14 protein-coding genes are annotated in these 16,334 nt (G+C 67.1%); 6 read left to right on the forward strand and 8 right to left on the reverse strand.

Going from position 1 to position 16,334, the window contains the following annotated elements; all coding sequences use genetic code 11:
• Positions 1–168: 168 nt before the first annotated feature.
• Together DTA22_RS14700 and DTA22_RS14705 are read right to left on the reverse strand one after the other, a co-directional pair.
• Positions 169–2,004: an APC family permease gene (locus DTA22_RS14700; RefSeq protein ID WP_112299890.1), complete on the reverse strand. Its 1,836-nt coding sequence runs from the start codon at positions 2,002–2,004 to the stop codon at positions 169–171.
• 121 nt (positions 2,005–2,125) lie between these two features.
• The gene (locus DTA22_RS14705) at positions 2,126–2,311 is read right to left on the reverse strand and encodes a hypothetical protein (RefSeq protein WP_037242776.1); all 186 of its coding nucleotides are present in this window, start codon (positions 2,309–2,311) and stop codon (positions 2,126–2,128) included.
• 195 nt (positions 2,312–2,506) lie between these two features.
• Between DTA22_RS14705 and DTA22_RS36285 the strand changes: the two genes are divergently transcribed.
• The 4 genes from DTA22_RS36285 to DTA22_RS14725 all read left to right on the forward strand — a co-directional run bounded on the left by DTA22_RS36285 (position 2,507) and on the right by DTA22_RS14725 (position 5,750).
• Positions 2,507–2,659, forward strand: coding sequence for a hypothetical protein (locus tag DTA22_RS36285; RefSeq protein WP_012690108.1), 153 nt, complete (start codon positions 2,507–2,509; stop codon positions 2,657–2,659).
• A 174-nt stretch (positions 2,660–2,833) separates the two neighbouring features.
• Positions 2,834–3,850, forward strand: coding sequence for a magnesium and cobalt transport protein CorA (locus DTA22_RS14710; RefSeq protein ID WP_112299891.1), 1,017 nt, complete (start codon positions 2,834–2,836; stop codon positions 3,848–3,850).
• Between the two features lie 243 nt (positions 3,851–4,093).
• Positions 4,094–5,325, forward strand: a protein-coding gene (locus DTA22_RS14720) for an IS3 family transposase (protein ID WP_095864784.1) whose coding sequence is annotated in 2 segments (ribosomal slippage) — positions 4,094–4,412 and positions 4,412–5,325 — 1,233 coding nt in all. Because the reading frame shifts where the segments join, the coding sequence is not laid out codon by codon here.
• Positions 5,322–5,750: a VOC family protein gene (locus tag DTA22_RS14725; protein WP_112300357.1), complete on the forward strand. Its 429-nt coding sequence runs from the start codon at positions 5,322–5,324 to the stop codon at positions 5,748–5,750. The genes DTA22_RS14720 and DTA22_RS14725 overlap by 4 nt, the downstream gene beginning before the upstream one ends.
• Before the next feature lie 13 nt (positions 5,751–5,763).
• On the opposite strand, the gene DTA22_RS14730 is transcribed toward DTA22_RS14725, so the two are convergent.
• Positions 5,764–6,639, reverse strand: coding sequence for a nucleotidyltransferase domain-containing protein (locus tag DTA22_RS14730; protein WP_112299892.1), 876 nt, complete (start codon positions 6,637–6,639; stop codon positions 5,764–5,766).
• Between DTA22_RS14730 and DTA22_RS14735 the strand changes: the two genes are divergently transcribed.
• On the forward strand, positions 6,638–7,033 hold the full coding sequence (locus DTA22_RS14735) for a VOC family protein (RefSeq protein WP_112299893.1): 396 nt from the start codon (positions 6,638–6,640) through the stop codon (positions 7,031–7,033). The two genes, DTA22_RS14730 and DTA22_RS14735, sit on opposite strands and share 2 nt — an antisense overlap.
• Positions 7,034–7,043: 10 nt before the next feature.
• On the opposite strand, the gene DTA22_RS14740 is transcribed toward DTA22_RS14735, so the two are convergent.
• From DTA22_RS14740 to DTA22_RS14760, 5 genes are all read right to left on the reverse strand, one after another.
• Positions 7,044–8,189: an FUSC family protein gene (locus DTA22_RS14740; protein WP_037242766.1), complete on the reverse strand. Its 1,146-nt coding sequence runs from the start codon at positions 8,187–8,189 to the stop codon at positions 7,044–7,046.
• Positions 8,190–8,371: 182 nt separating this feature from the next.
• Positions 8,372–10,021 (reverse strand): dipeptide ABC transporter ATP-binding protein, encoded by a 1,650-nt coding sequence (locus DTA22_RS14745; protein WP_112299894.1) that lies wholly within the window; start codon positions 10,019–10,021, stop codon positions 8,372–8,374.
• A gap of 14 nt (positions 10,022–10,035) precedes the next feature.
• Positions 10,036–10,968, reverse strand: coding sequence for an ABC transporter permease (locus tag DTA22_RS14750; protein WP_112299895.1), 933 nt, complete (start codon positions 10,966–10,968; stop codon positions 10,036–10,038).
• On the reverse strand, positions 10,965–11,924 hold the full coding sequence (locus DTA22_RS14755) for an ABC transporter permease (RefSeq protein ID WP_112299896.1): 960 nt from the start codon (positions 11,922–11,924) through the stop codon (positions 10,965–10,967). The genes DTA22_RS14750 and DTA22_RS14755 overlap by 4 nt, the downstream gene beginning before the upstream one ends.
• Positions 11,925–11,967: 43 nt before the next feature.
• Positions 11,968–13,572: an ABC transporter substrate-binding protein gene (locus DTA22_RS14760; RefSeq protein WP_112299897.1), complete on the reverse strand. Its 1,605-nt coding sequence runs from the start codon at positions 13,570–13,572 to the stop codon at positions 11,968–11,970.
• Between the two features lie 346 nt (positions 13,573–13,918).
• Here DTA22_RS14760 and DTA22_RS14765 point away from each other — a divergent pair, with 346 nt between their 5' ends.
• On the forward strand, positions 13,919–16,291 hold the full coding sequence (locus DTA22_RS14765) for an arylsulfatase (RefSeq protein ID WP_112299898.1): 2,373 nt from the start codon (positions 13,919–13,921) through the stop codon (positions 16,289–16,291).
• Positions 16,292–16,334: the final 43 nt, after the last annotated feature.

Raw genomic sequence — 16,334 nt, forward strand, 5'->3', positions numbered from 1 at the left:
TCGAGCCGAAGACGGATCAGGGGCCAATCGTGGTGGAAAACAGTTGGCGTAGTGCATTTCTCGCACCACATCAGGGTGCGCCTTCCGCGCCGTCGACGGCCACCGTCCGATGAATTCTTCGCGATATCCATACGTATGAGCGGTCCGGGCCGACCCCGCGGCCGCTCGTCATGCGCGCAGGCGCGGATCTCGGTGCGCCGGGTCGATGCGACACGCGACCTGGCACACCATCGCGTTGCTGTGTTTGCGCAGTGCGTGCGCGATCTCGCCGGCCCGGTGAGTGGGCAACAACCGGTGCCAGCTCGTGGTGGGTTCGATGGTGGCCAGCACGACGAAGGTGGTCTGGTCGGGGTAGTGGGTGCGGACATACCGGGCCAGCGACAGTCCGACCGAGTTGTCGGTGTCCTCGATCAGGATCAGTTCGGTGTGGGGGTACCGGTCCTGCCACTGCCGGGTGAAGTGGGCGGTGGATTCTCCTGGCAGGCACACGCGAATCGCGGCCGGTCGGGCCGTCATGGTCACGGCCGCGGACAACGCCATCCGGCTGAGCTCGGTCACCCCGGACACCGGCACCAACACCGTCGGCCGCGCTCCGATGACGCGCGGGTCGATGGGCTGCGGGCCGACGGTGAGCCGGTCACCGAGGTGTTCGTAGGCCGCGCGTACCCGTTCCATGCCGGCCACCAGCAGCGGTAGGGCCACGACGATCAGCCAGGCGCCCTCCCCGAATTTCATTGCCGTCGTCACCAGCGCCGCTACCCCGGTCAGGACCGCCCCCGCCCCGTTGAGGGCGCCCCGCCATCTCCACCCGCGTGTGCGCACGGCGAGCCAGTGCCGCACCATCCCGAGCTGCGCCAGGGTGAATCCGACGAACACGCCGATGGCGAACAGCGGAACCAGCGCATTCACGTTCCCGCCGGATCCGATCAGCAGCACCCCGGCGGCAAGGCCCAGCGCGAGCACACCGTACCGATACACGTCCCGAGAAGCGCGCCGGGCGAATCGGTGTGGCAGAACATTGTCGTCGGCGAGGACGCGCATCAGCGTCGGCAGCCCACCGTAGGAGGTGTTCGCCGCGAGGGCCAGCAGGACCACCGTCGCGAATTGGACGATGTAGTACCCGGCGTCGTCACCGAGTGAGGCCGCGGTGAGCTGCGAGAGGACGGTGGTGCCCTCCACGGGGGTGAGGGAGAACTTCTCGATCAGCACGGCCAGCCCGAGAAGCATCGTTCCGAGGAGCAGACCGAGTGCAACCTCGGCTCGCTGGGCATTCACCACCGCGGGTTTCTTGAAACTCGGGACCGCGTTGGCGATCGCCTCCACGCCCGTCAGCGCGGCACAACCGCTCGAAAAAGCTTTGAGTAGCAGAAGAATTCCGATCGTCTGGGCATTGGACCCGACGGCGCCCTCCTCGATGGTGCGGGCCGGTTCCGAACGCAGCAGCCCCGCAACGATCACGGTGAAGATACTTGCGACGAAGACGACTGTCGGAACCATGAACGCGCGAGCGGAATCGGCGATTCCCCGGAGATTCAAGGCGGTGATGCCGACCAGGATTGTCAGTGCGATCCAGACGGTGTACGGGAGCAGAGCGGGGAACGCCGAAGTCAGAGCCGCGACACCGGCGGCGATCGATACCGCGACGTTGAGGACGTAGTCGACGATCAACGACGCCGCTGCGGTCAGACTCGCTCGCCGCCCCAGTCGGCTCCGGGCTACTGCGTAGGCGCCGCCCCCGTCGGGGAAGGCGGCGATCACTTGACGGTATGACGCGACCAGCACGGCGAGGAGCGCGGCGATGGCGACGGTGACCGGGACGGTGAACCCGAGCCCGGATCCTCCGGCCACCGCAAGTACCAGGACGATGGCCTCGGGCCCATAGGACACCGAGGCCATCGCGTCGAGGGAAAGCCCTGCCAAACCCGTTGCAACGGAAAGTTTCCCTCTCCCTTCGCCGCGTCGAGAACGGGCCTGCGACGACGCCGCACCTCGGTGGCCGATCATGACTGCATGTCTCACACGATCAGAGTCGGGACAGCGACCGGCGAATCATAGGGCCTTGATGTCATCTTGACGGATTCGCATCGAGTCCTGACACGCCGGCGGCGGTGGACGGCGGCGCAGATCACAGACGGGCTGAGCGGCTCTCCCGGGAGAACTTCTCGTCCGCAGCAGTCACCCGCGTGCGTTGCCGGGCGGTGGCGGGCCGGGCGGTGGCGGACCGGGCGGTGCGGGTATTGATGTAGCGGATCATCAATGCGGCCCCGATGAACGATCCCAGGAGCAGGACTGTGATCAGGAGATCACCCATGACAAAGACTTCCCTTCAGGCGATGTCGTGAAACTGACCAGATCAGCGTCGACCGCCGGCGGGCGCGTGAGAAGAGGCCGTCGCATTCTTCGCGAGATCCATATGCGCCCGCGATGAAGCGCGCGGACCCCCTTCGCGACCTGAAGCGGCACAGGGCGGCTTGCGTCGACTACCAAGGTGATCGATAGTCGCGGTATGCAGTTCTCCGTTGTCCTGCAGTTGGCGGGCCTTATCGCGTTGAGTGCGTTCGGAACCATGCTCCTCGCGGTGGGGGCCTTCGGTTCGGGAGGACTGTGTCTGGCTGGGGCGACATGGTGGTTCTGGCGTCTCTACCGGACGAGCGACTGATGGACCGCCGGCGGGGCAGGGCTCTGCCTCGATGATCTCTTCGTCCTGATCTTGACGTTTTCATGCCGCAGGAATCCGCAAGACTGACGCCACGTTTGCTCCGCTCGGTGGTGGTATGAGGTGTGCCCTCGGCGCAAGCAATAGTTGCCGCCCGCAGTCAGGGATGTGGTTGACATGACGATCGTTGACAACGCCGTGTACGTCGACGGGAGGCGTACCGACAACCCCGAGAGCCTCGACTGCACCTACGAGACCCTGCGGGAGCGCGGCGGTATGGCCTGGATCGGGCTGTATCGGCCCGACCTCGACGAGATCAGCTCGGTCGCGCGCGAGTTCGGGCTGCACCACTTGGCGGTCGACGATGCCATCGCCGCCCACCAGCGCCCCAAACTCGAACGGTACGACAACACGCTGTTCGTCGTCCTCCGCCCGGCCCGCTATCTCGACGACGTGGAGAAGGTCGAATTCGGGGAAGTGCACATTTTCGTGGGCCCGGACTTCGTGGTGACCATCCGCCACGCTGAATCCCCTGACCTCAGCCGCGTGCGCCACCGGCTCGAACGATCTCCACACCTGCTGAAACTGGGTCCGGAGGCGGTTCTGTACGCGATCTTGGACCAGGTCGTCGACGAGTACCTGCCGGTCGCCGCGGGGCTGGAAAACGACCTCGACGAGATCGAAGACCAACTGTTTACCGGCAAGGAAGCGGTCGCCCGCAGAATTTACGAACTCTCCCGAGAGGTGATCGCGTTCCAACGTGCCACACACCCGCTCGTCGACATCCTCGAAGCCCTTCAACGCGGATCCGACAAATACAACGTCGACCTGGAACTTCAACGCCACCTGCGTGACGTACTCGACCATTCCCTGCGCCTGGTCGAGAAGGCCGATTCGTTCCGAGCACACCTCGAAACCGCTCTCACCGTTCACGCGACCCTGGTCGGGCAACAACAGAGCGAGGAAATGCGCCATCTCACCGAGGCCAGCCTCGCACAGAGCGAAGAGGTCAAGAAGATCTCAGCCTGGGCTGCCATCCTTTTCGCCCCTACACTCGTGGGAACGATTTACGGGATGAACTTCGACCACATGCCCGAACTCCACTGGACCGTCGGCTACCCGCTTGCCCTGGTATTGATGCTTGCCACCTCGGTGACCCTGTTCCGTGTCTTCAAGCGCCAGCACTGGCTGTAACCGAAGAATCCACATCATCCGCGGGATCGCCGACGGTTTCTCGGCGGATCAACGGCAGCGACGCCATCGATGCGCCACCATCTGATGCGGAGCAATCTTGCTCCTCGCCTAAACGGAGGAACTCGCATCATGGACTGGACACTCGAAGTGGTCGTTCTGCCCGTCAGTGACATCGGGCGTTCCCCCCTGAGTGAGGACATCGTGAACACTGGATCGTGAAGGTCCAGAGGAAGAGATTCACTGATGGTCATGAAGGCGTACTCGGCGGAGTTCAAGGCCGATGCAGTCGCGTTGTACCTGTCCGATCCGAGCCACACGTTCGAGGGCATCGGCAACGACCTGGGAGTCAGCCGCGAGACCCTGCGCAACTGGGTGCGGGCCGAACGCAAACGCACCGGTACCTCCACGGCCGAGCTCCGGTCCGGTGGGGCGGAGCGGGCGGTATCGCCGGGCGAGGTATCGTCCGAGTCCGTGTTGGAGGAAGAGAACAGGCAGCTCAAGGCCCAAATCCGGAAGCTCGAAACCGAGCGGGAGATCCTGCGGAGGGCCGCGAAATATTTCGCGGGCGAGACGTCTTGGTGAGCAGCCACTTCCAATTCGTTGATGACCACTGCGACACCTTTCCGGTGAAGTGGCTGTGCCAGATTCTCGAGGTCTCCCGCTCGGGTTTCTACCGGTGGCGGGCCTCCGCGCCGGCCCGGGCGGCCCGCGCCCACTCTGATCAGGAGCTGGCGGCGCGGATCCGCGCCATCCATGCCGATTCCGACGGCACCTACGGTGCCCCGCGGGTGACCGCTGAACTGCGCGATGCCGGGATCGAGGTCAATCACAAGCGGGTCGAGCGGGTGATGCGTGAGCACGGGATCGTCGGGGTGCATCTGCGCAAACCGGTCCGCACCACTATCCCAGCCCCGGATGCGGCGGCGGTTCCGGACCTGATCCGGCGGGATTTCACCGCGAGCGCCCCGAACACCAAGTACGTCGGCGACGTCACCTACCTCCCGGTGGGTGACGGTGAATTTCTGTATCTGGCGACGGTGATGGACCTGGGCTCGCGCCGGTTGGCGGGCTGGTCGATCGCTGATCACATGCGTACCGAGTTGGTCACCGACGCGCTGCGGGCGGCGGCCGCCGTGCGCGGCGCCACCGGTCTCGATGGGTCAATTTTCCACTCCGACAACGGGTCTCAGTATGCATCGGCCGAGTTCGCCGACCTGTGTCGCGAGTTGGGGGTGACCCGGTCGCGGGGCGCAGTCGGAACGTCGGCGGACAACGCGGCCGCCGAGTCGCTGAACGCGACGTTGAAACGGGAGACGCTGCAGGGCCGGAAGCGCTGGAACAGTGCGGGTGAGGCACGCGCCGCGGTCTTCCGTTGGATCACGCGCTACAACACCAGAAGGAGGCATTCGAGCCTGGGCCAGATCTGCCCGGTCGAGTTCGAACGGCGATCGGCTACGCTGGCCACCGCCGCATAAAAATAGGTGTCCACATCTCGGGGGGAACGCCCATCGATCGATCGGTCGCGTTCTACCGCGACAAGCTCGGCTTCCATCTCGATCACGACACCGCCAACGAGCACATGCACGTCGTTCAGCTGACCCCTACCGGTTCGGGCTGTTCGATCGTGATCGGTGATCTCCCATCGCAGACGGAGATGGCGCCGGGGTCGATGAGGGGACTGCAGTTGGTGGTCGCCGACGCCGCCGCAGCCCGCCAGGAGTTGCTCGATCGAGGTGTCGAGGTCAGCGAGATCACCGTGTTCGATGAGCGTGACGGGGGAACCCTTTTCGGATTCGCCGATCCCGACGGTAATACGTGGGCGGTCCAGCAGATCAAGGCGCGGGCGGAGAAGCCGCTGATTCCGGTCGAGGCCCGCGGGCGGTTCGGGGAGAACGCCTGAGGGTTCGCACGGCTCACGTCAGGGGGCAGGCGTTCCGGGTGTCGTCGACGAGTTGTTCTGCCAGAGTGACGGCGGCGGTCAGTTCGTCGGGCGTCGTTCCGAGCCGGCCGAGAACGGCGTGAGCGCGAGCGGTGAAGTCGGTGGGTGCGTTCGGCAGGGCACCGGCGGCGGTCACAGCCCCCTTCTCGTTGATCACCCAGCGCCGGGCATGCGCGTGGAGCGCGTGCGCGCACAGGCACACCGCGCGGAACAGGCAACCCGCCACATACGTCGCATCGGCCCGCGGGATCGCCTTGCGGGCCAGCACGGTGACGAAGTCCGCCTCCCACAGTCGCCGCACCAGGGCTTCGCGCAGGGGGTCCGGGTAGTGCTGCATGTCGGCGTGAAGAGCAGCGATACGTCCGGACGGATCGGCGAGGATCACCGCCGACGCGAGTTCGCCCGCGTAGGCGAAGTCCGCGAACCCGAACGGGTGACCGGTCTGGGCGTGAAACCCGTACACACCCTGCTGGGTGTCCTGCCACACCGCGCTCACCCGGTCGAGGTCGCGGTACAGCCAATCCACCGCACGGCCGTCGATGGACAGCCACGCCCCGCCGTCGACCCACGGTCCCCACTCACCCGTCCGCGTCGCCGATGCCCCGGCGCCCGCCCATTCCTGCGCGAGGTGGGTCAGCCCGTCGGTGTCGAGGGCACCGCGGTAGTAGATCCCGAGGTCGTAGTCGGATTCCGCCGTGTGTGTCCCTCGGGCGCGGCTGCCGCCGAGGGTGACGCCGACGACGCCGTCGATGCCGCACAAGCGTTCGGCCAGGGGACGCAACACTGGGTCGTCGAATTCCACACCCACATCGTCCACCCCGGCCCGGCGCAGAGGATAAATTCGGTTCATGCTCATCTTGGGAACGACCGTGATCGGGGCACGCGACATCGGGCGTGCAACCAGGTTCTGGACCGAGGCACTCGGATTGACTGCGCTCCCGCCCGTCGGCGACAACGACTTCACCAACCTGACGCTGCCCGACGGCCGGCCACTGCTGGCGATCCAGCAGAGCGAGCACGACGCGGAACCCGAACCTCGGCTGCACCTCGACCTGCACGCCCGCGACAGCGAGGATCAGGCCGCGGAAATCGAACGACTCGTCGGTCTCGGTGCGCGGCGTGTGCCGTGGGACCGGTACCCCGAGGAATCGGACTTCGTGGTGCTGGAGGATACCGAGGGCAACCGGTTCTGCGTCATCGACAACGCTCGCGCGCCGGAACAGTGCCGGCTCGAGATGCCCTGAGTTCGCCGGGCTACGCGGCACCCGCGTAGTGGGCGGGACGGGGCAGCATCGGCCTGCAGACGGCGCGCGGGATGCCGCACACTTCGAAGAAGTCGATGACGATGGATCGGACCTGCGCGGAGACGACCGCCGCGGAGAATCCCGCCGAGATCTCCTGCTGCGGCAGTGAGCGCGCGAATCGTTCGAGTTCGTCACTGATCTGGATTTCGTTGGGCTTCTTCGCGGGAGTCGCGAGAATCATCAGCCGCATCCGGTCGGCGAGGTGCGCCAGATCGGAGACGGCGTCCGCCAGCTGCGGGTCCACTCGCTCGCCGTCGTACGTGGCGATCAGGGCCCGCCGCACCAGAACCCGGGTGTTGCGTGCGGCGTTGTCGATCGGGTCGGCGATCGATGCGAGCCGGCCGATGCGGCGTCGTCCCCGCCAGTGGATCGGTGAGATGCGGGCCACCTCGGAGCCGGAACGGAGTTCGACGCGCATGCTGTCGATGGTCGACTGCGTCGAACGGGCAAGTGCAAGAGCATCCTCCAGTGCGGACACATCGCCGGCGGCCAGGCCCTTCGACGTCTGCCGGAGGGCTGCGGCGACGCTGTCCAGCACGGCGGCGGCGCACCGTCGCGTCCGTCGCACGGGGTCGGTGGGCAACACGGACAGCGCCACCAGGCTGAGCGCGCCCCCGATCAAGGCGTCCACGACCCGGTCGAACGGGTGCGCGGCGGTGGCGGATGCCATGGCCGCGACCAGCGCCGCCGACGAACCCGCCTGCAGGACGATCACCGAACCACCGTCGAGGAGCACCGCACACGACATCGCCACCGCCACCACGAGGCAGATCTGCCACGGTCCGTTGCCGATGTACCGAACGACGACGTCCGAGACGATCGTTCCGATGGTGACACCCGCGATCAGCTCGCCGGCCCGGCGACTGCGGGCACCCCGCGCGACGCTCAGGCACACCACCGCCGCCAGCGGGGCCAGCAGCGGCTGCTCGTGACCGGCCACCTCGACCGACACCCACCACGCCGCCCCCGCGGTGACCGCCGTCTGTGCGATCGGCACCAGGTACCCCGCGAAGCGAAGCAGCGAAGCGCGCACCGACGGCAGAGCAGTGGAGCCGACCCTTCGGAGAAAGCCGAGTATCGAGATGAGCTGGAGCACAGTGGTACAGCTTTCTGGACGGTCACACGTGGGCAGGAGCACATTCACCAGCGCCTGCCGCTGCCGGCGACCGCCGGTGGACAAGCCTTCGCAAAGCTTGTCCTGGATTTCTTACGCCCGTGTAAAAGTCGCCGCTTTCATAGCGCAGATCACGTTCTGCGCCTGGTTTTCGGCGATGCAGGTCACAACGTTGCCGTCGCTTGTCGCCGGGCACGCTGCGCCACGGGGTCCGGTATGGGCAGAGCGGCCACGAGCCGCCGGGTGTAGTCGTGCTGAGGGTGGGTCAGCACTCGCGTGGCGGGCCCGGTCTCGACCAGCTGTCCGGCCCGCAGCACGGCGACGGTGGTGGACACCCGCTCGACCACGGCGAGGTCGTGGCTGATGAACACGGCCGCGAAGCCGAGCTCCCGCTGGAGGGTGGCGAACAGTTCGAGCACGTCGGACTGCACGGAGACGTCCAGGGCGCTGGTCGGTTCGTCGGCGATCAGCAGGGTGGGCTCGAGCACGAGGGCCCGGGCCAACGCGACCCGTTGGCGCTGCCCGCCGGACAGCTCGGACGGCAGCCGCGTGGCGAAGGACGCCGGCAGCCTTACCGCATCCAGCAGGTCGACTACCTTCTTGCGCCGCTCGGCGCGGGTGCCGATCCGGTGGATGTCGAGGGGCTCGGCGATGCTCTCCTCGAGCGTGAAGCGGGGATCGAGTGAGGCGGCGGGATCCTGCGGCACGAACGCCAGCCGACGACGCAGTGCTCGAAGCGCGGATCCGCGGGTGGCGGCGACATCTCGACCGTCCACGCGGATCGTCCCGGTCGCCGGTGCAATCAATCCGGCGATCGTGCGACCCAAAGTGGTCTTTCCCGAACCGGATTCACCGACCACGCCGAGCACTTCACCCGCGGCAAGCTCGAGCGAGATGCTGTCGAGCGCGCGGAACGCGGCCTGACCGCGCTGACCCGGGTAGACGACCGACACGGTGTCGACGTGCAGGACCGGGGTGGTCGGGTCGGCGACCTCGGCGACCGGTTCTGCAACGTCGGTCGGCTGCGGCAGCCGCAGGACCGAGTCCAGCAGGTGGCGGGTGTACTCGTGCTCGGGTCGCGCGAAGATCTCGGTGACCTCACCGCGTTCGACGACCTCGCCGAGTTGGAGTACCACCACGCTGTCGGCGATATCGGCGACGACACCCAGGTTGTGGGTGATCAGCAGGATGCCGGCATTCGTGCGGTCCCGCAGCCGACGGAGCAGCGCGAGGATCTCGGCTTGCACCGTGACGTCGAGCGCCGTGGTGGGCTCGTCGGCCAGGAGCAGGACAGGGTCGTTGGCCAGTGCCAGGGCGATAACGACACGCTGCTTCTGGCCGCCGGAGAGTTGGTGCGGGAAGTAGTCGACGCGCTTGTCCGGTTCCGGGATCTCCACCAGGGTCAGCAGTTCGATCGCACGATCGCGCAATTGCTTCCGGCCCGAGTGACCGTGGGCACGCAGGGCCTCACCGATCAGCCAGCCGACCGTGCGCACAGGATTGAGCGCCGTCTGCGGCTCCTGGAAGACCATCGCGACCCGTCCGCCGCGGATGGCCTCGAGTTCGCGTTCGGATGCACCGAGCACCTCGACGCCGTCGACCTTCACGGAGCCGGTCGCGATTGCGGTGTGCGGGAGCAGTCCCATCGCGGCGCGGGCAGTGATCGACTTACCGGATCCGGATTCGCCGACGAGCGCGACGATCTCGCCCCGGTTCACGCGGAGACCGATGCTCCGGACAGCCGGGCGCGGATGGCTGAACGCCACCTGCAAGTCCGTCACCTCGAGGGCGGGAGTGGTGGATGCTGCGGTCACGAGGGTGGTCCTTTCTACAGGCGCCGGGCGTGCGCGAACGCCTGGGAGATCAGCAGGAAGCCGAGGGTCAGCAGGGAGACGACCACCAGGGGGCCGACCGCGAACAGCGGGTTGGTCTCGAGATAGCGGTTCCCGTCGCTGAGGATGGAGCCGAGCGACGGAGTCGGTGGAACCACACCGATGCCGAGGAAGCTCATCGCGCCTTCGATGAATACGGCGACCGACATCGACAGTGCCAGTTGAACTCCGAGTGGTTCGATCGAATTCGGCAGAACATGCTTGCGGAGAACCCAGCCGGTACTCGCACCCGAGACCACGGCAGCCTCGACGTAGGGAAGTTCGCGCACCCTCAATACAGACGTACGTATGAGCCTGCCGAACACGGGGATCTCGGCGAGGACGATCACCAGCACGATCGCGCGGACTCCGGGCCCGAGCACGGCGGTCAGAGCGATCGCCAGAACGAGTGCCGGGAACGCGAGGATCACGTCGAACACCCGCTGGGCAACGACGTCGGTGTAACCCCGGATGGCGGCCGCCAGACCGATCAGTGATCCGAGTATCGCGCCGGCGGGCACCGCGACGAACACGATCACCAGGTCGGCGCGGATCCCGAACAACACCCGGGACAGCACGTCGCGGTTCACGTCGTCGGTGCCCAGCCAGTGTGTGGAACTCGGGCCGAGGAGGAACGACGCGTCCAACTGCTCGTCGGGCGCGAACGGAGCCAGCACCGGGGCGAGCGCCCCGAGCAGCACGACGATCCCGACGAGCACCGCGCCGGCCAGACCTCGGCCATGCGTCAGGCTGCGCCACAACGGTTCCGTGCTGCGGCGTGGATCCCGATCCGCCGGGGTCTCCGGGACGAGGCCGGGCCGGAGGTCCGCCGGGCCGCCGGGGAGCGATGCTTCCGGGGCTGTCAGATCACGATCGACCAGCTCACTCATGCCTGTCCTCCCAATCGGATACGGGGATCCAGCCAGGCGTGCGCGACGTCGGTGAGCAGTTGCAGCACCACGAACACCGCCACGGAGAGGACCAGCAACACCTGCACGAGCGGATAGTCACGGCTGTTGATCGCCTCCTCGGTGAGTAGCCCCAGTCCGGGCCAGACGAAGATCGATTCCACGAGCACGGCCCCGCCGAGCAGCCCGCCCACCGTCAGTCCGAGAACGGTCAACACCGACGGCAGCGCGTTCGGCAGCGCGTGCGCCAGCACGATGCGGCGACGGCCGACGCCGATCGACTGTGCCGTCACGACATACGGTTGCCGCAGCTCGGTGTGCAACGCCTCCACCAGGAATCGGGTCAGGGCGGCCCCCGCCGGGATCGCCAGGGTGATCGCCGGGAGGATCAGATACTGCGCGGCGATGTCGGGCCGGGTCAGGAACCCGTCCGGTGGGGTCCCGCCGGACGGCAGGATCGGCCACAGGATCCCGAGCACGAGCACGAGCAGCGTTCCGGTGATGAAGATGGGCAGTGCCGCCGCGATCGAGTTGTTCACCGTCACAACGGCATCGAGCACCCGATTGCGGAAGATCACCGAAGCGGTGCTGACGACGAGCGCGAACACCACCGCGATCAGCAGGGCGGACGCCGCCAGCACGACCGTGTTCTGGGCACCGTAGGCGATCAGGTCACCGATCGACCCTCCGACGATGTAGGACTTGCCGAGGTCGAAGCGGAACAGCGAACCGAGCCAGGACAGGTACTGCGCCACCAGCGGCCGGTCGAGACCGAGATCGGCACGCACGGCCGCCAACTGTTCCGGTGAGGCGTCCGCCCCGGCGAGCGTCTCCTCCGGGCTGCCGGGAACCAGGCGGAGGATCGCGAAGATGAGGAGTGAGGCGAGGAAGAGTACGAGGACGGCCGACGGGAGCCGCCTGGCCAGATAGGTCACCATGATGTCGAGTCCTGTGTCGGTGGGTGTGCGGGCGGTCGTCGGATCAGGTGCGCAGCAGGTACGTGGAGTCGAAGCGGGGATCGTTGGTGCGGGACCAGTCGAACCCGCCGAGATCGGTGGACACCACGACCTCGGTCTGCACCACCCCGATCTCCACCAGGAACAGCGACTCCAGCAGGTCGGCGTTCAACGCGCGGTAGGCGTCGATCGCCGCGGGGGACGTGGGGTCCTGCTGTTGCCAGGCCGACACCGCATGCGCCTGATACCCCGGGTCGAGGAAGTTGGAGGCGTTCTTCACCGCGTTGAACGGGAAGGCGGCCACGGCCAGGGTGGACGGGGTCATCTGCGCGAAACCGTGCTGGGTCACCCACAGCCCCGGGAACTGGCCGGCCACCAGCAGGCTGGTCATCTGGGCTGCGTCGGTGGGGATCAGGTCGACGTCGATGCCCACGTCGCGAAGGTTCGCCTGGATGATCTCCGCGATGATCCGGGAGGTGCGGTCGGCGGGGTAGTTCAGCGGGATGGTCGGGACGTCACCGATCTGGGCGACGAGTGCGCGGGCCCGTTCCACGTCCCGGCCGTAGGTGTTCGCGGTCTGTTCGTCGTAGGCGGGCGAGGTCCGCGGCCACGGCAGGCTGGAGGCGTAACCCTTGCCCCGGTACACGTCGGCGAGGATGCGGTCCCGGTCGATCGCGTACGCGATCGCCTGCCGGACCCGGACGTCGGTCAGTGGCGGTGCGGAGACGTTGATCCCGATGTACTGATCGGACTCCGCCCCCTCGAGCACGTGGGAGCGGAATCCGCCACGGGACACGGCGAGTTCGGCGTCGAGGGAGGGCAAATCGTAGGCGGCGTCGATCTGGCCGGTCCGCAATTTGGTCACCAGCGCCTGATCGTCGGAGACGACGGTGAACGTCACTCCGTCCAGGTGGGGCGGCTCGCCCCAGTAGTCGGCGTTGCGGGCCAGCGACAGCGCGACCTTCGGCTGCCAGGAGACGAAGGTGAACGGTCCGGTGCCGTTGAACACCCGCCCCTCCTTCAGTCCGTCGACGGTGTCGCCGTCCAGGATGGGCGCGACCGCCAGGAGGTCGAAGATGTTCCCGGTCGGCTGCGACAGGGTGAGCACGATGCGGTGAGGGTCGCTGGTGTCGAATGCGGCGATCGTCGCCGCGGTGCGCCGGAACTGCGCGTTCCAACTGGGATCGGTGTAGGTCCGCAACGTGAATTCGACGTCCCTCGACGTGAATTCCTTGCCGTTGTGGAAGCGGACATCGTCGCGCAGCGCCAACTCCAGCCGACGTCCGTCGTCCGACAGCTGCCACGACGTGGCCAGCCGCGGCTCGGGCTCGAGGCTGCCGTGCGGGTACTGGACCAGAGTGTCGAAGACGTTGGCCGAGACCCCACCGTTGGTCGGGTTGTTTCCCAGCGACAGGAACGTCGCGGGGATCAGGTCGGCACCGACCCCGATCCGCGCCGTCCCGCCCGTGGGCACGTTCTCTCCCGGTTGGAGTACCGATTCCGTACCCGACCGCTGCAGGCCGACCGCCGAGGTACACCCGGTGGCCAGCACCACGAGGGCGGCGACGACCGCCGACACGAGAAGGCCCCGGCGCGGGTGCGCGGTCGACGTGCGGAAACGAGAAGACATTGCTGTGTCCTAAGAGTCACCCGAAGGAAAGTGGGAAGGGCAGGGGATACGCGGGACCCGTGAACACCCCGGAACGAGTTGTCCGGACGACGAGAGGCGTGAGGGGACGTTCAGCTACGGCAGCGACACCGCATGGAGACGCGGTCACAGCTGGTCGGGGTGCCCATGGGATCGAAGCTAGCACCGGCTCGGATGCCCGACCAAGTTCGCACAGTGGTTGAAATCTGCATGATTCTAACTACTCGACGGGCTCGTGGGCGACCGTAGTATTTCCCGGATTGCACGGGGAAATATTTCTCCGATTCTCTGGGGAAACATGCCTCGGATAGTGAAAGGGATTGTGATTGTGACGGATTCGACAGCGAACGGGAACGGGCAGGGTTCCGGCGAACAGCAGATCCCTCCGGGCGCGCGAGGGTACGACGGATTCGGCGGACACATCGGGCGGACGAGTGCGGAGTCGACGCCGTGGTGGAAGCCGGAGACGAAAGCCCCCGCCGGCGCGCCGAACATCGTGGTCATCCTCATCGACGACATGGGCTACTCGGACATCGGGCCGTTCGGCTCCGAGATCGACACCCCCAACCTGAACCGGCTCGCCGACAGCGGCTACCGGCTGTCGAACTATCACACCACCTCGGTCTGCTCACCGGCCCGCGCGGCGCTGCTCACCGGCCTGAACCCGCACCGCGCCGGCTACGGCAGCGTCGCCAACTTCGACCCCGGCTTCCCCGGGCTGCGGATGGAACTCGCCGACGACGCGCTCAGCCTTGCGGAGATTCTGCGCGCGAACGGCTATGCCACGCACGCGGTGGGCAAATGGCATCTCGCGCGCGATACCAACCTCGCGCCGGGTCGCACCCGCGATTCCTGGCCCCTGCAGCGTGGATTCGACAGCTACTACGGCTCGCTCGAAGGGTTGAATTCGTTCTACTACCCGAACGAGCTGATCTCCGACAACTCCGTGGTCGACGTCGAGGAGTATCCGTCGGACTACTACGTCACCGACGACATCACGGACAAGGCCGTCGCCCGCATCAAGAGCCTGCGCGCCCATGACGCCGACAAGCCGTTCTTCCTCTACTTCTCGCACATCGCGATGCACGGACCGCACCAGGCCAAGCCCGAAGACCTCGCCAAGTACCGCGGCCGCTACACCGAGGGCTGGGACGCAGTGCGGCGCAGCCGCTTCGACGCGCAGCTCGAGGCGGGGTTCTTTCCGCCCGGAACCCAGATGGCCGAACGCAACACCGAACCCGGCTACGACGCCCCGCCGTGGGACGAGCTCACCGAAGAGGAGCAGCTGCGGTTCGCCCGGTACCAGGAGGTCTACGCCGCGATGGTCGACAGCATCGACCAGAGCGTGGGCCGGGTGCTCGACACCCTCGACGAACTCGGCGAGACCGACAACACGATCATCGTGTTCACGTCCGACAACGGCGGCACCGCCGAGGGTGGCGCGGCGGGAACACGTTCGTACTTCAGCCAATTCGTGCACGGACCGGTCCCGTCGGACTGGGTGCGCGACGTTCCGCACGACGAGGAACTGATCGGCTCGGAGAAGATCGGCGTCCACTACCCGCGCGGCTGGGGGCAGGCGTCGAACACCCCGTTCCGGTTCTACAAGGGGCAGACGTTCGCCGGTGGTGTCCGGGTGCCGTTCCTGCTGTCCTGGCCGGCCGGACTCGGGCGCGCCGACGGCGACACCGGACTGCGCAAGCACTACTCGTACGTCACCGACATCACCCCGACGCTCCTGGATCTCGCCGGACTCGAGACTCCGAGCCACCGGAACGGGCTTCCCGCCCAGGAGCGTGACGGTGTCAGCATCGCCGACGTCCTGCGGGACGCCGCGCAACCCACCCCCCACACGGAGCAGTACGCCGAGTTCGGCGGTCACCGCGGGTTCTACCGGGACGGCTGGAAACTGCTGTCGCTGCACACGGATCCGACTCGGGTCGACGATCCGCAATGGCAGCTGTTCGACGTCGAATCCGACCCCGCCGAGACCACGGACGTCGCGCATCTCTTTCCCGAGAAGGTGCGGGAACTCGCCGAGGCCTGGGATCAGGCGGCGTGGCACAACACTGTGTTCCCGATCCTCAACGACCGCAAGGCCGTGCAGCGGCGGCCCGACGAGCGCCGACTCGCGGAGCCGGTGAAGATCCTCGCGGGCACGCCGACGCTGGAACGCTATCGGTCCAGTGTGCTGGTCCAGTACCGCGACTTCACCATCGACGTCGCCACCCACGCGATCGCCGCAGGCGACGAAGGGGTGCTCGTCGCCCACGGTGACCCTCACGGCGGATACGTGCTCTACGTCGAGGACGGCCGGATCGTGTTCGCGGTCAACAGCTACGGCCGCGTCGCGCACACTTCCGCGCCTCTCGGTGCGGATGTGGTGGGTGTGCAGGTCCGGGCGGAGGCCACCGAATCCGTCCGGTGGAACTTCACCATCACGGTCACTGACTCGGCCGGGGTCAGCACCGACGTGGCCACCCTCGACGACCAGTTCCAGCTGGTCGGCATGGCGCCGTGGACCGGGATCTCGGTGGGAGTCGACGCCCGCGGACCCGTCGTGTGGGATCTGCGGGAACGCCGCGGAACCTTCCGATTCACCGGCAGGCTGCGGTCGGTCACCTACACCCCCGGCCCGGTGCGGGTGCCCGAACCCGTCATCCAGGAGGTCGAGGAGCTGGCCGAGGCGATGGCCGACTGACCGGAGAGGTCGGGCGCGCGAAACCGCGCCCGACCTCTGGTCG

Origin of the sequence: Rhodococcus wratislaviensis (genome assembly GCF_900455735.1) — a bacterium.
Lineage (GTDB): Bacteria > Actinomycetota > Actinomycetes > Mycobacteriales > Mycobacteriaceae > Rhodococcus_F > Rhodococcus_F wratislaviensis.

What these genes read in the sequence shown, in the direction of transcription:
- DTA22_RS14730 (WP_112299892.1), bottom strand. Translation starts at nt 6,639, where the DNA reads ATGAACCGAATTTATCCTCTGCGCCGGGCCGGGGTGGACGATGTGGGT.
- DTA22_RS14700 (WP_112299890.1), bottom strand. Translation starts at nt 2,004, where the DNA reads ATGATCGGCCACCGAGGTGCGGCGTCGTCGCAGGCCCGTTCTCGACGC.
- DTA22_RS14735 (WP_112299893.1), top strand. Translation starts at nt 6,638, where the DNA reads ATGCTCATCTTGGGAACGACCGTGATCGGGGCACGCGACATCGGGCGT.
- DTA22_RS14710 (WP_112299891.1), top strand. Translation starts at nt 2,834, where the DNA reads ATGACGATCGTTGACAACGCCGTGTACGTCGACGGGAGGCGTACCGAC.
- DTA22_RS36285 (WP_012690108.1), top strand. Translation starts at nt 2,507, where the DNA reads ATGCAGTTCTCCGTTGTCCTGCAGTTGGCGGGCCTTATCGCGTTGAGT.
- DTA22_RS14760 (WP_112299897.1), bottom strand. Translation starts at nt 13,572, where the DNA reads ATGTCTTCTCGTTTCCGCACGTCGACCGCGCACCCGCGCCGGGGCCTT.
- DTA22_RS14755 (WP_112299896.1), bottom strand. Translation starts at nt 11,924, where the DNA reads ATGGTGACCTATCTGGCCAGGCGGCTCCCGTCGGCCGTCCTCGTACTC.
- DTA22_RS14750 (WP_112299895.1), bottom strand. Translation starts at nt 10,968, where the DNA reads ATGAGTGAGCTGGTCGATCGTGATCTGACAGCCCCGGAAGCATCGCTC.
- DTA22_RS14705 (WP_037242776.1), bottom strand. Translation starts at nt 2,311, where the DNA reads ATGGGTGATCTCCTGATCACAGTCCTGCTCCTGGGATCGTTCATCGGG.